This is a genomic window from Aureimonas sp. Leaf454 (assembly GCF_001424685.1).
Classification (GTDB): domain Bacteria; phylum Pseudomonadota; class Alphaproteobacteria; order Rhizobiales; family Rhizobiaceae; genus Plantimonas.
This window is the reverse complement of sequence record NZ_LMQT01000004.1, coordinates 19736-33329: the sequence shown is the minus strand read 5'-3', so window position 1 is coordinate 33329 and position 13594 is coordinate 19736. Positions and strand designations below refer to the sequence as shown.

Genomic DNA, 13594 nt, shown 5'->3' with positions numbered 1-13594 from the left:
TGCCGCGTCCACGGCGCAGATGCGTAAATGGAGGGTTGCGGACTCATCTGATTCGAGTCAACCCTCCCCCGTCGCGGGCGTCGCCTCAAACTTCGCCGCGTTGACAGCTGTCAACGCGCTCGGTTCGCCCGCGCGGCCGCGCCCCGCAGGGCGGCCGAAACCGCGGCCGGCCGGTGTCGGCTGGTGCCGAAGACGCGCCGCTGCTAGGAGCCGAGCATGGCCTTTCGTTTCGTCCACACCGCCGATCTCCATCTCGACTCCCCGCTTCGCTCGCTGTCGCTGCGCCATGCCGAACTGGCCGATCTCGTCGGGGACGCCACGCGCTCGGCCTTCACCGCGATCGTCGATCTCTGCCTCGATGAGCGCGTCGACGCGCTGCTGGTGGCGGGCGATCTCTACGACGGCGACCAGACCTCCATGAAGACCGCGCGGTTCCTCGCGGGCGAGTTGGCGCGGCTCGCCGAGGCCGGCATCCTCGTCTTCAAGATCCGCGGCAATCACGACGCGCTCTCCAAGATCACCCGGCAGCTCGTCCTGCCGCAGGGCGTGACGATCTTCGGGGAGCGGCCGGACGTGGTGCGCATCGAGCGGCCGGGCCTCGATCTCGCGATCCACGGGATCAGCTTCGCCAAGCCGCATGCGCCGGACAGCCTCCTCTCCAAGTTCGCCCCGCCCGTGCCGGACGCCGTCAATATCGGCCTTCTCCACACGAGCCTCGGCGGCGTCCGCGGCCACGACGTCTATGCCCCTTGCACGCTTGCCGAGCTGAACGCGTCCGGCTTCCGCTACTGGGCGCTCGGCCACATCCATGCCCGCTCCGAACACCGGGGCGCGGCGACCGTCGTCATGCCCGGCATCCCGCAGGGGCGCGACATCAACGAGGCCGGGCCGAAAAGCGTCTCGCTCGTCACCGTCGCCGACGATGGAGCGATCGCGGTCGAGGAGCGCCGCACCAGCCTTGCCGAATTCCGGCGCGTCGGGGTGGACCTCACCGGCGCGCTCACCTGGAGCCAGGCGGTGGACGCGATCGAGACCGCGCTCGGCACGGCGCGCGACGCGGCGACCTCGCCCCATCTCGTCGCCCGGCTCGGCCTGACCGGCCGCACGCCCCTGGCCTTCCGCCTGCGCCGCGACGCGGACCTCCTCCTGGCCGAGGCCGCGCTGCGCGGCGAGCGCATCGGCCGCGTCTGGATCGAGGCGATCTCGCAGGACGCGCACGACGCGCCGCCCCCGGAGGAGCCGGCGGCGGACGGGCGGACGGGCGGCGATCCCGTCCGCGAGCTCGGCCAGCTCATGCGCGGCGAGATCGCGCAGAGCCACGGCATCCGCGAGGAGGTCGCCCGTCTCGCGCGCGAGGTGCTCGACGCCCTGCCGCAGGAGGCGCGGGGCTTTGCCGGCGAGGACGAGGCGGGCTTCTCCGCCTTTCTCGACGCGCTGATCGGGGAGGGCACGGAGGAGGTCCTCGCCCGTCTCGTCTCCGGCGACGGCGAGGCCGCCTGATGCGCATCCGCCGCCTCGACCTCACGCGCTACGGCAAGTTCACCGGCACCAGCCTCGATTTCGGCGAGCGGCCGGCGGAGGGCGGCGACCTCCACGTGGTCTACGGCCTCAACGAGGCGGGCAAGTCGACCGCGCTGTCGGCCACGCTCGATCTCCTCTTCGGCATCGAGCACAAGTCCGAATACGGCTTCCTGCATCCCTATCCCTCGATGGAGATCGGCGCCGCGCTCGAGATCGACGGCGCGCTCCACGATCTCGTCCGGCTGAAGCGCGGGGCCGGGCATCCCTCGCTCTTCCACGCCGACCAGAGCCCGGCGAGCGACGCGGTGATCGCGGGCGCTCTGTCGGGCATCGGCCGCGAGGCCTTCCGCAACATGTTCTCGCTCGACGACGAGACGCTGGAGCGCGGCGGCGACGCGATCCTCCAAAGCAAGGGCGATCTCGGCGAGCTTCTCTTCTCCGCGAGCGCCGGTCTGGCGGAGATCGGCGCCGCGCTGGCGAAGACCGGCGAAGAGGCCGACGCGCTCCACAAGAAGCAGGCGCGCTCCACCGTGATCGCGGGCCTGAAGGCCCGTCTCGCCGAACTGAAGACGCGGCGCGAGGCCCTCGACACCGCCGCCTCCGCCTATGCCGCTCTGTCCCAGACCGCGACGCGCGCCGGCGAGGCCTATCGCACGGGTCTGGCGGAACTCGGCCGGGTGAAGGCGGATCTCGAGCACGCGACGCGTCTCCTCAAGGCGGCCCCGGTCGCCGCCGACTATCGCGCGACCGCCGAGACGCTCGCCGCCTATGCCGGCCTGCCCCGCGCGCCCGAAGCCTATGGGCGGGACCTGCCCTCCTTGCGCGATGCCGAAGCGCGGCTCGGCGCGCTGATCGAAGCGGGCCGGGAGCGGGCGGGTTCTCTTCTCCAGGAGATCGACGCGCTGGTGCCGGACGAGGCGGTGCTGTCGCTCGCCGGCGAGATCCGCGCGATGCGCGACGCGATGGGCCGCTACGCCACCGCCGAGGAGGATCTGCCGCGCCGGCGCGCATCGCTCGCCGCGCACGAGGCGCGGGTGGCCGCGCTGCTCCACCGGCTGGGGCAGGGGGACCATGCCGACCCCGCCGCGCTCATCCTGCCGGCCCCGGTCACCGGGCGGCTGCGCGAGCTGATCGAGGCGCGCTCCGGCGTCGACGCGCGACTGCGCACCGCCGACGAGGAGTTCCGGCGGGCGGGCGAGGCCGTCGAGGCGGCGCAGCGCGCGGCCGGGCGCGGGACAGCGGAGTCCGAGGCGGACGATCCGACCGCGTCCGGACAGCGGCCGGACCGTCCCGAGGGCGAGGAGCGCGCCCTCAGCAATCTCGCGCAGGCCCTGCGCCGGGTCCGCGACAGCGACGCGCCGGTGCGCCTGCGTCTGTGCCAGCGCGAGCGCCCGCAGGCCGAGCGAAAGCTCGAACAGGCGATGGACAAGCTCGCCGGCTTCGGCGTCGACGCGCCCTTCGCCGCCGATCCCAAGGCTCTGGCGGCGCTGGTTCCGCCGGACGAGACGCGCGTCGAGGCCTGGCGCGCGGCGCTCGCCGAGCTCGATCGCCGCCGCGCCCGCCATCGGGAGAAGCATCGGGACCTCGAGGCCGAGGCCGCCGCCGCGACGGCGCGCCTCGAAGCCCTGCGCGGAGCGGCGGGCGCGATCGGCGACGACGAGGCGCGGCGTCTGCGCGCGGCGCGCGACGCTGCCTGGGCGCGCCACAGCGACCGCCTCGATCCCGCGAGCGCCGCCGTCTTCGCCGCCGCGCTCGAAGCCGACGACCGCATCGTCGAGGCGCGCCTCACCCGCGCCCGCGACCTGACGGAGCTTCGCCAGTTCGAGGCCGCGCTGGCGGTCGCCGAAGCCGGGCGTGCCGTGCAAGACGCCGCGCTCGCCGCGGTGGAGGTCGATGTCGCCTGTCTTCTCGCGGAGATGTCGGATGCGGTGCCTCCGGGCATCGCGCTGCCCGCGCCGGGCCGGATCGGCGCCTTTCTCGACCGGCTCSCCGCCTTCGCGCTGCGCCGGACGGAAGCGCTCGCCGCCGCCGCCGCGCTCGGCGCGATCGTCTCCGGCGAGGCGGCCGCGCGCGCGGAGGCGCAAGCCGACGGCCGGGCGCTGGCGCAGGCCTGCCGCCTCTGCGGCGCGGTCGGCACGATGGCGGGCGGAGAGGGCGACGAGGCGGGCGAGACGATCCCCATCGCCGAGCTCGCTGCCCTCGCGGAAGACCTCATCGAAGAGCGGCGGGCCGGCAGCGTCAAGGCGGCGCAGGCGACGGCCGCCCTCGCCGACAGCGAGGCGCAGCTGACGCGCCGGCGCGAGGCCCGCCGCGAAGCGGCCGAGGCGCTGCGGCGCTGGCAGGGGGACTGGTCGGCGGCGCTCGCCGGGCGCTGGATCGATCCCGACGCCGGCATCGGCGCGGTGCGGGAGATCCTCGACGTTCTCGGCGAACTCGCCGCGGCGCTGCGCGAGCGCGACGAGATGGGCCACCGCGTCGAGACCATGCTCGCCGATCAGGCCGCGCTCGCCGAGCGATGCGACGGTCTGCTTCGCCGCCTCGGCGAGACGGCCGACGAGACGCCGCCGCCCCGTCTGGTGGAGGCTCTCGCCGCCCGGCTGGATGAGGCCGAGAAGGTGGCGGCGCTTCTCGGCGATCGCCGCGCGGAGCGCGAGGCGGAGGAGGCAAGGACGCTGGCGCTCCTTGAGGAGCTGCGCCACGCCGCCGCGCGCAAGGAGGAGATGACCGCCCTGTTCGGCGTCGAGACGCTGGCCGAGGTGGCAGAGGCGCTGGAGCGCGTCGCCGAGCGCGCCCGGCTCGAACGCCGGCTCGGCGAACTCGGCCGCACGCTCGTCGCCGACCTGCAAGCCGCTGGCGTCGAGGACGCGCTGGCGCGTCTGGCCGCTGCCGATCTCGGCGAGGCCGAGCGGGCGGCGGGCGAGCTGGCGGCGCGGCAGGAGGATCTGGAGACCCATGCGCGGGAGCTCTTCGCCAACCAGAAGCGGGCGGCCGAAGCCCTGGAGGCGATCGGAGGCGGCGACGAGGTCGCGCGGCTCCAGGTGGAGCGCCAGACCGTGCTGATCGAGATGGAGGAGGCGGCCCGCCGGCATCTCCGGCTGAAGGCCGGGGCGCTCGTCGCGGAGGAAGCGTTGCGCCGCTTCCGCGACCGCCACCGCTCGACCATGATGGGCCGAGCCTCCGAGGCCTTCGCCGCCATGACGCGGGGCGCCTATAGCGGCCTGTCCGCGCGCCCCGACAAGGACCGGGAGACGCTGATCGGCCTGCCCCGCGAGGGCGGCTCGAAACTGGCCACCGCCATGTCCAAGGGCACTCGCTTCCAGCTCTATCTCGCGCTGCGGCTGGCCGGCTACGAGGAGTTCGCAAGCGCACGGCGTGCGGTTCCCTTCCTGGCCGACGACATCATGGAGACCTTCGACGAGCCCCGGTCGGAAGAGGTCCTCCGGCGTCTGGCGAAACTCTCGCGCATCGGGCAGGTCGTCTACTTCACCCATCACCGCCATCTCTGCGACATCGCGCGGCTGGTCGAACCCGGCGTGCGCATCCACCAGCTCTGAGCGCGGGAGCGTCCGCCCGTCGGATTTCCGCTTGAAAAGGGCGGCGGATCGGACGAGGGGAGGCGCGGGCGTCGCCGCCCGTCACGGCGATGTCGCCGATCGAGCAGCCTTGGCCCCGGCGGGGGTGACAGGGTCCGTCACCGCGATCCAAAGGAGCGCCGCGTCCTCGATGCGCGCCGCGCTCCATCCCGAGGGAAGATCCATGAGCCAGTACGTTCTCACCGTGACCTGCCGGTCGACCCGCGGCATCGTCGCCGCGGTCTCCACCTATCTCGCGGGCAAGGGCTGCAACATCGTGGACTCCGCGCAGTTCGACGATCTCGACACCGGCAACTTCTTCATGCGCGTCGGCTTCAATTCCGAGGAAGGCGTGCCGCTGGCCGAGCTCGAAGCGGGCCTGCCCCCGATCGCCGAGCCTTTCGCGATGACCTACGCCTTCCACGATTCCAAGACGCCGATGAAGGTCGTGCTGATGGTCTCGCGCTTCGGACACTGCCTCAACGACATTCTCTATCGCTGGAAGATCGGCGCGCTGCCGATCGACATCGTGGCGGTCGTGTCGAACCATTTCGATTACCAGAAGGTCGTCGTGAACCACGACATTCCCTTCCACCACATTCCCGTGACCCCCGCGAACAAGCCCGAGGCCGAGGCGAGGATCATGGGCATCGTCACGGGGACGGGGGCCGAGCTGATCGTGCTGGCGCGCTACATGCAGGTCCTGTCCGATCAGATGTGCCAGGACATGTCGGGCCGGATCATCAACATCCACCATTCCTTCCTGCCGAGCTTCAAGGGCGCCAATCCCTACAAGCAGGCCTACAGCCGCGGCGTGAAGCTGATCGGGGCGACGGCGCACTACGTCACCGCCGATCTCGACGAGGGGCCGATCATCGAGCAGGACGTCGCCCGCATCACCCACGCGCAGTCGGCCGCCGACTACGTGACGATCGGGCGGGACGTGGAGGCGCAGGTGCTCTCGCGCGCCATCCACGCCCACATTCACCACCGCGTCTTCCAGAACGGCAACCGCACCGTCGTCTTCCCCGCCAGCCCCGGCGGCTACGCCTCCGAGCGCATGGGCTGACGGAAAGGCCGGGCGGGAGGCGTCGCGGCCAACCGGGAAGCGTTGCGGAACGCCGAGGGGAGGGGGCAGGACGGCCGCGCCGGGAGATCCTTCGCAGCCGATACAAAAAAACATCGGCCGGCACGATCGGAGACGAATCGGCCCTCGCTTTGCCGTGTTGTGGAGGGACAAGGACTTCACCGAAGCGGGAGGTCCACGATGCTGAATGTGTTCCGCAAGTCCGAAGACCCGTCGATCGTCTGCCTGATCCCCGACGCCTCGCCGATCCCGACCTTCCTGAGAGGGCGCTGGACCTTCGAGGGCAAGACCGCCGAGGACCTGTCGGGCCAGGCGCCGGTGCACCGCGAGGCGGCCCGCGAGACGATCTGGCTCACCGGTTTCTACGTCTTCGCCGAAGCCTGACGGTCCGTCGTCCCCGGGCGCCGGCGCCGGGGCTCGCTTGTCGTCGACCTCCATCGAAACCGCCTTCCACGCCGGGTTCGCATGGCTGCGACGGGGCGTCCCGAAGGACACGTGCCGCTGGGGAAGGTCCGCTTGTGACAGGATCGTGACAAACGGTCGCGATCGACCGCGACGCGTGCTTGGCGAGAGGTCGAAACTGCTGCTACGTCTTCCCCTGACGCCGTCAGGAAAGTCGCAAGCCGCATGGTCGACCGACCGCACACGCTGATCCTTCTCGGCTCGCCGATGCTGCAATGCGGCGAGGACGACCGGGCGGTCGCCTTTCCGCAGAAGGGCTTCGTTCTCGCCGCCCTGCTTCGCCTCGCCTTCGACGGCCGCGCGCCGCGCGCCGCCCTCGCCGACTGGATCTACGGCGATACGGGCGAGACCGGCGCGCTCGCCAATTTCCGGCAGCTTCTCTCCCGCATCCAGAACCGGCAGGCCGCGCTCGGGCTCGATCTCTTCGCCGTCTCGCGCCAGGACGTGCGCTTCGCCCGCGCCCGCACGGGAGCGCCGGCCGCTGGTTCCTGCGATGTCGATCGGCTGCTGCGGGCGGAGGTGCCGCGGGACGCCGCCTCGCTCGCCTCGCTCACAAGCCTTTACCGGGGCGATCTCCTCGACGGGATCGCGGGGCAGGGGGAAACGCTGGACGCGTGGATCGGCGTCCAGCGCGGCCGCCTGCGGGAGCGGTTCGGCGAACTGGTCCTCGGTGGAGCGACGGCGCTCGGCGGCAGCGTCGGACAGGACGCGCTGCGCCGGCTCATCGAGGTCGATCCCTATCGCGAGGAGGCCTGGCGCGCTCTGATCACCCTGCGCGGCAGGAGCCAGGGCCTCGCCGCGGCCGAGGAGACCTTCGAGCACCTTCGTCAGCGGCTGGACGCCGAACTCGGCACCGAGCCCGACGCGAAGACCGCCGAGCTCCTCTACGGGCTGCGCCGCCGGGCGGGTCCGGCGCGGTCCTCGCGGGATGCGGAGGCATCGGGAGACCGGCGCTTCGTCCGCCTCCTCGATCCGCCGTTCCAGGGTCTCGCCGCCCGGTTCGAGGGCCGCGCCGCGCCTCCGAGGTCCCTCGGCGCGGGTGCGCAGGACACGCAAACGCCAAAGCCCGATGCGACGCGCGCCTCCACGGGAAGCCGGGGCGGGAGCGCTCCGCCGGACGGCGACAAGTCCGCGCCGCGCGGCGAGGGTCCGAACGGCGCGATCGCGGCGCTCGCGACCATCGCGCCGAAGCTCTGCCTCCTGCGGCCGGAGGTCGGGGCGGTCGATCCGATGTTCGCGGAGTTCGCCGAGGGCCTGATCGAGGACGTGACGCTCGGCCTCTGCCGGCTGCGCTCCATCGCCGTCATCGCGCCGCACACGGCTCGGCAGATCGACCGGACCTCGGACGCGGCGGACCGGTTCGCCATTCGCTACCTCGTCGAAAGCAGCCTTCGCAGCCTCGCCGGCCGCGTCCGGCTGTCGGTGCGCCTCCTGCGCGTCGGCGATCGCGTGACGCTGTGGGCGGAGGAGTTCGACATCGCGGCCGGCGCGCCGGCCGACCACCATCGCGAGCTGTCGCGTTCGCTGGTGCTGGCGCTGGCGGACCGCGTCGAACAGGCGGAGTTCCAACGGTTCGAGACGACGCGAGAGCCGAGCGCCTATCATCAATATCTCAGCGGGCGCCGGCATCTGCACCGGCTCGATCTCCCCGCCGTTCGGCGGGCGCGCCACGCCTTTTCGCGCGCCGCCGACCTCGCGCCGGACTTCGTGCCCGCGCTGAACGGTCTGGCCCGCACGCTCGTCCTGGAATGGCTGCTTCTGGCGCGAACGGAGCAGGACCTCCTGCGGCAGGCGCGCCGCATCGCCGCCCGCGCCGTCGACCTCGATCCCTTCAGCGGGGAGGCGCTGCGCGAACTGGCCAGCGCATCCCTGTTCCTCGGCGGTCTCGACGAGGCCCTGGCCGGCCTTGCGAACGCCGAGCGGCTGGCGCCGCATCATGCCGACATTCTCGCCGAGCACGCCGACGCGCTGACCCATTCCTCCGAACTGCTGCCGGCCCTGCGCCGGATCGAGAAGGCGATCGAACTCAATCCGCTGCCCCCGGACGACTATCTCTGGAAGGCCGGCGGCACGTTGTTTCTTCTCGAAAACTACGACGAGGCGCTCGCCTATCTCGGCCGCATGAAGCAAGGCGAGCCGGCTTACCGCCTGACCGCGGCCTGCCTCGCGCGGGCCGGACGCCGCGAGGAGGCGGCGTTCTACGTCGAGAAGGCCTTGGAGGATCAACCCAATTTCCAGATCAGCGAGTGGATCGCGACGATCCCGCTGAGATCGCCGGATCATCTGGCGCATTACGCCGAAGCCCTCAACGAAGCGGGATTCCGCTGACCAGGAGAGACGCCTTGTCCACCATCTTCATCGTCGCGGAAACCGGCAATCCCCAGCTCTGGCTCGTCGATACGGCGGCCGGAACCGTGCGGCCCGTCACCGACATGGTGGATGACACCGCGCAGAAGGAGCTGATCGCGAAGGTGCGCGCGATGCGCAAGAGCGGGATCGACATCTCGCGCAACGTCGATGTCGCCATCGCCGTCAGCGCGGCGGCGAGCGCGACGAGCCGTGTCCTGACGCTGCCCTCCGCTCTGCGCCACTGACCTCGTTGGTCGGCGGGCGCGAGCGGCCCGGCGAACCCGCGGGATCGTCGACGCATCCCGCTTCGGTCGGATCGGCGCTTGCGGACGTCCTGCCGAACGGCGGGCGGATCTGCGCGCCGGGCGAGACGGTGCGCCGCCTCCGGCCGCACTGGGCGCGTCTCGGGATCACGCGACTGGCGCGCCAGACCGGGCTCGACCGTCTCGGCATCCCGGTTTTCGCGGCGATCCGGCCGAATGCCCTGACGCTCGCCGTCAACCAGGGAAAGGGGACCGACGACGACGCCGCGAGCGCATCGGCTCTGATGGAAGCGGCGGAATATGCGATCGCAGAGCAGCCGGACGCGCCGACCTTCGTCGCGGCGCCCGCCGATCTCCTCGCGGCGGGCGAGCGCGTCTTCGAGCCCGTCCGCCAGATGCGGGCGGACCTGCGGTGGAGAACCGACGCGCCGATCCCTTGGCTGACGGGCCGGACGCTCGCGACGGGAGCCGCCGTGTTCGTGCCGCTCGAAGCCGCCCGTCTCGACCATACGGAACGCGCCTTCGGCGATCTCCAGCGCTCTTCCAACGGCCTCGCATCGGGCAATGACGAGGAGGAAGCGATTCTGCACGCCGTCTGCGAGCTGATCGAGCGCGACGCGATGACGCTCCATGCCTATCGCTCCCCCGACCGGGCGGCAGCCTTGCGGATCGACCCCGGCCGTTTCGCCCATCCGGCCGTCCGCGACCTGACCGACCGGATCGAGGCGGCCGGCTTCTGCGTGGATCTCCACGACCTCACGACGACGATCGGCGTGCCCGTGATCCAGGCGGTGCTGCGCGACGCGCGTCTGCCCGCGCGACGGCAGCTCGATCTCGCCGGCGGCATCGGATGCCATCCGCTCGCCTCCCAGGCGGCTCTTCGCGCGCTGACGGAGGCGGCGCAGACGCGGATCACGAACATCGCCGGCGCGCGGGACGACATCGATCCCGCCGAATACGGCGAGCTTCTGCGCGCAGGGCTGGCGCCCGATCCCGCCGCCGGCGCCGCGTCCGGAGCCGCGCCCGCCTCGCTCGACGTCGCGGACGGCTCGCCCGGCGCCCTTCTCGCGGCCGTGCTGGCGCGTCTCGCCGCCGCCGGCGTCGAGGAGGGGATCGTCGCCCGCCTCGGTGGCGCGCGGGAGGGCATCTCGGTCGTCAAGGTCTTCATTCCGCAGCTGGAGGACAGGCCGGCGAATCCGCACTGGCGACCGGGCCCGCGATGGATCGCGGCGATGCTCTCTGCGTGACGGCGCGGCGGTCGGGTCGGGGAACGCCATGGTGAAGGTGCTGTTCGCAGGCCCCAGTCTCCACGGCGTCGCCGAACGTCCCGCCGACATCGAGCGGCGGGCGCCCGCGCGACAGGGCGATCTCCTCGCGGCCGTCCACGACGGGGCGACCGTGATCGGGCTCGTGGATGGCCTGTTCGAAACGGTGGCCTCGGTCTGGCACAAGGAGATCCTCTTCGCCCTCGCGGAAGGCGTCGAGGTCCTCGGGGCCGCCTCGCTCGGCGCTCTGCGCGCCGCCGAATGCGCGCCCTTCGGCATGGTCCCCGTCGGCTGGATCGCGCAACGCTATATCGGCGGCGAACTCGACGACGATGCCGCCGTCGCCCAGCTCCACGCCCCCGCCGAGCTCGGCTTCCAGGCGGTGACGGAGGCTCTGGTCGACGTCGAGGCGGCGGTCGCGGACCTGCGACGGCGCAGCGCCGTATCGCCGGCGGAGGCATCGCGGCTGCTGGCCGCCGCCCGCGCGACCTTCTTCAAGGAGCGGACCTACGCGCGTCTCGCCGAGACAGCGGGCCTCTCCCGCGAGCGCGGTCTCGAGATCAAAGCGGCCGTCGGAGCCCTCGGACCCCGCCTCAAGCAGAGGGACGCGCTTCGACTGGTCGAAGCGATGCTCGCGCTGCCCGATGCCCGCCGCAGCGTCCGGCCCGGCTGGACCCTGTCGCGACCGGCGGCCTTTTCCCGCAGCCTTGCGACGGCCGTTGCGGGTTCGGGACCGGTGACGACGGACCTGCCGTCCCTACAACCATAAGGCGGCCCTGCGGTGCGCGGATGAGACGTCATCGGCACGGGATCGAGCGGGAGCCGCGCGATCGCACCGCCAGAGGACGGAGCCCGCGGCGACGCTCGCGCCGAATCGTTTCGGTGATCTTTCGCGCGCCGGCATGGCCGCGACGGCCCGTTCGTGGTGCTAAGCCGTTGAGGGCAAGTCGGTTTACGGACGGTGGCGAAGGCACGAGGTCGCGGATCTCCCCGGTGCGGAGGCCGGATGCCGGCTCGCCGGCCACCGCGTTCGCGTGCGTCAAGACGGCCATGATAACAATTTTAGATTGCGTCACGTTGCAGTCACGCCGTTTCCGCTCTTTGGAGGACAGGAACGCGACAGCATCTGCCGGGATCGACTGAATGACCGATCGAGACGCCCTTCTCTCCATGCTCATCTACGCCCGGCGCGAGGCGGAGGAGGAGAGTCTTCCGGCCGTGGCCTATATCGTCTCGCTGGCGATCGAGGAGATGGAACGGAATCTGAAATCGCGGGACAGCCCGCGCCGATCCGCGGCATTAACCGTTGCAACCAAGGAGATCGGGCCTCGCACCCGCCCGATCATCAGCCGGCTTCAATAGAACACAAATGCGTGTAGGATTTCGCACCACTCCTGAAGGGAGGTCCCATCGTGCGAGGTTCGGATATGAGCGACGACATTCACCCTGTCGATCTGAGGGTCGGGCAAAATGTTCGCCGAATCCGCATTCGGCGGGGCATGTCCCAGACAGCCCTTGCCACCTCCGTCGGGATCACGTTCCAGCAGATCCAGAAATACGAGAAGGGCACCAACCGCATCAGCGCGAGCATGATGCACGACATCGCCCGCACGCTGGACGTCGAGATCATGGCGCTCTTCGCCGAGATCGAAACGGCGGACAAGACGGGCGACGTCTCGACACCCCGGGACGCGCCGTTCATCGAGGAGACCGATCTTCGCATCATCGAGAAGCTGTCGCGGATCGGCAAACTGGAGATCAAGAAGAACATCCTGATGCTGATCGACGTCATCGCGGCCGCCGAAGCATCGGATGCCGCCGAGGCCTCCTCGCGGGTCTGATCGAGGCAGGCGCTCGACGACACCCGTTCCCCCCGGGAGCGATCTTCGACGCGGAGGATGACGGCGTCGGGCGCGAACGCGTCCGCCATCCGAAGCGCCCGAACACGAGCGGCCTGGACACGAACCGTCCAGACAAGAACCGTCCGGACCCGCGCCAACGGCCCGGACGCGAGCGGCCGAAACTTGATCGGCCGAGGATCGGGAGGCCACGCCGGGGACACGCGGCGAACGCCGCAGGGATCGGGCGGCGATCGGGCGAGACGAGAAGAGAAGAGAAGAGAAGAGACGAGAAGGGGAGGGGAGGGCACGACCGGAGGCCGGGAGGAAGCGCGGGGGAGCGATCGAGACGCCGATGACGAGAGCGGACACGGCGGCAGCCAGGGCCACCGCGCGTCAAATGGTCCGGCCCTGTCTGTGGCCCTGTCTGCGGCCCCGCCGGGAACGACGGTCCCGGCCGAGGATCGCAGCGCTGGACGGATCCTGTGCGTCGCGTGCCGGATCGGCCCGGTTCGGCCGCTGGCGACGATAAGGAACCGCGTGGAGACCGCCGCGACGGCGCCGGGTCCAGTTGAGCTCGACATCGCAGGCGAGGTCGACGTCGCAGGCAAGCGCGCCCGGGCGGCTGTCCCGACGGACCGTCGGGTGGACTTTCGCCGAACCGGTCGAAGCGCTCCTCGTTTCCGGCAACGTCCGGGAGCGCGGCCCCACCCTTCCTCCCGACATCGGACCGCCGAACGCCCGCCGGGCCATCGTCGGATCTCACCGGATCCTTGCGCTCGCGGTCCGCCGCGCTCCCCTCGGCCGCGTCCGGGCTCGTTCGGACGGGTGCGGCGTCGCGCTGATGTCGCCTTGATGTCGTCCCCGTCCCGCCGCCCCGAGGGGCGGTTCGAGCGGGAACGGACCCGGCACCGACCGCCCGCAACGGATGCGGCGGCGGGTGGTGCCGTCTGCAATCCCGTCCGGATGCGACCGACGCCGCCGGACGGTTCGACCTCGTTTCGGCAGGGCTGTGGCGGCGTTTATCGGGACGCGTCGCCCCGGTCGAGCGGCGCGCCGCGCCGCCAGTACGCGCCGCCAGTACGCTTCGCCCCGGCCGTCGGGACGTCGCGCCCGTTCGCGGCGTCGCGCGGGTCCGGCGCTCGTAATCATTGTGGACTGTGCGTTTTGCGCACTGACCCTTGCGGGATCACGTCCTTAAGGTGCCGCGCGGCCAGGCCTTTCGGGGCGGCCGTGC

10 protein-coding genes are annotated in these 13594 nt (G+C 71.6%); all 10 read left to right on the top strand.

From position 1 onward, the window contains the following. The first annotated feature begins 216 nt into the window (after positions 1-216). The 10 genes from ASG43_RS06560 to ASG43_RS06515 all read left to right on the top strand — a co-directional run bounded on the left by ASG43_RS06560 (position 217) and on the right by ASG43_RS06515 (position 12360). Entirely contained in the window at positions 217-1500 is a 1284-nt protein-coding gene (locus tag ASG43_RS06560; RefSeq protein WP_056502034.1) for a DNA repair exonuclease, read from the top strand. Beyond that, complete coding sequence (locus tag ASG43_RS06555; RefSeq protein ID WP_056502031.1) at positions 1500-5075, top strand: AAA family ATPase; 3576 nt, start codon at positions 1500-1502, stop codon at positions 5073-5075. Before ASG43_RS06560 ends, ASG43_RS06555 begins: the two co-directional genes overlap by 1 nt. Positions 5076-5277: 202 nt before the next feature. Further along, positions 5278-6162 carry a formyltetrahydrofolate deformylase gene (purU, locus tag ASG43_RS06550; protein ID WP_056502198.1) on the top strand — a complete coding sequence of 295 codons (885 nt, stop codon included), beginning with the start codon at positions 5278-5280 and terminating at the stop codon, positions 6160-6162. Positions 6163-6360: 198 nt separating this feature from the next. Continuing rightward, positions 6361-6564, top strand: a complete 204-nt coding sequence (locus ASG43_RS06545) for a hypothetical protein (RefSeq protein WP_056502028.1) — start codon at positions 6361-6363, stop codon at positions 6562-6564. Between the two features lie 243 nt (positions 6565-6807). Continuing rightward, positions 6808-8970, top strand: a complete 2163-nt coding sequence (locus ASG43_RS06540) for a BTAD domain-containing putative transcriptional regulator (RefSeq protein ID WP_056502027.1) — start codon at positions 6808-6810, stop codon at positions 8968-8970. 14 nt (positions 8971-8984) lie between these two features. Then, positions 8985-9236: a hypothetical protein gene (locus tag ASG43_RS06535; RefSeq protein ID WP_056502022.1), complete on the top strand. Its 252-nt coding sequence runs from the start codon at positions 8985-8987 to the stop codon at positions 9234-9236. A 5-nt stretch (positions 9237-9241) separates the two neighbouring features. Then, positions 9242-10501, top strand: coding sequence for a YcaO-like family protein (locus tag ASG43_RS06530; protein WP_056502020.1), 1260 nt, complete (start codon positions 9242-9244; stop codon positions 10499-10501). 28 nt (positions 10502-10529) lie between these two features. Then, on the top strand, positions 10530-11288 hold the full coding sequence (locus ASG43_RS06525) for a TfuA-like protein (RefSeq protein WP_056502017.1): 759 nt from the start codon (positions 10530-10532) through the stop codon (positions 11286-11288). Positions 11289-11662: 374 nt separating this feature from the next. Further along, positions 11663-11881 carry a hypothetical protein gene (locus tag ASG43_RS06520; protein ID WP_056502015.1) on the top strand — a complete coding sequence of 73 codons (219 nt, stop codon included), beginning with the start codon at positions 11663-11665 and terminating at the stop codon, positions 11879-11881. A 65-nt stretch (positions 11882-11946) separates the two neighbouring features. Continuing rightward, entirely contained in the window at positions 11947-12360 is a 414-nt protein-coding gene (locus ASG43_RS06515; RefSeq protein ID WP_082490694.1) for a helix-turn-helix transcriptional regulator, read from the top strand. The last annotated feature ends 1234 nt before the right edge of the window (positions 12361-13594 follow it).

What these genes read in the sequence shown, in the direction of transcription:
- ASG43_RS06560 (WP_056502034.1), top strand. Translation starts at nt 217, where the DNA reads ATGGCCTTTCGTTTCGTCCACACCGCCGATCTCCATCTCGACTCCCCG.
- purU (WP_056502198.1), top strand. Translation starts at nt 5,278, where the DNA reads ATGAGCCAGTACGTTCTCACCGTGACCTGCCGGTCGACCCGCGGCATC.
- ASG43_RS06545 (WP_056502028.1), top strand. Translation starts at nt 6,361, where the DNA reads ATGCTGAATGTGTTCCGCAAGTCCGAAGACCCGTCGATCGTCTGCCTG.
- ASG43_RS06540 (WP_056502027.1), top strand. Translation starts at nt 6,808, where the DNA reads ATGGTCGACCGACCGCACACGCTGATCCTTCTCGGCTCGCCGATGCTG.
- ASG43_RS06525 (WP_056502017.1), top strand. Translation starts at nt 10,530, where the DNA reads ATGGTGAAGGTGCTGTTCGCAGGCCCCAGTCTCCACGGCGTCGCCGAA.
- ASG43_RS06520 (WP_056502015.1), top strand. Translation starts at nt 11,663, where the DNA reads ATGACCGATCGAGACGCCCTTCTCTCCATGCTCATCTACGCCCGGCGC.
- ASG43_RS06515 (WP_082490694.1), top strand. Translation starts at nt 11,947, where the DNA reads ATGAGCGACGACATTCACCCTGTCGATCTGAGGGTCGGGCAAAATGTT.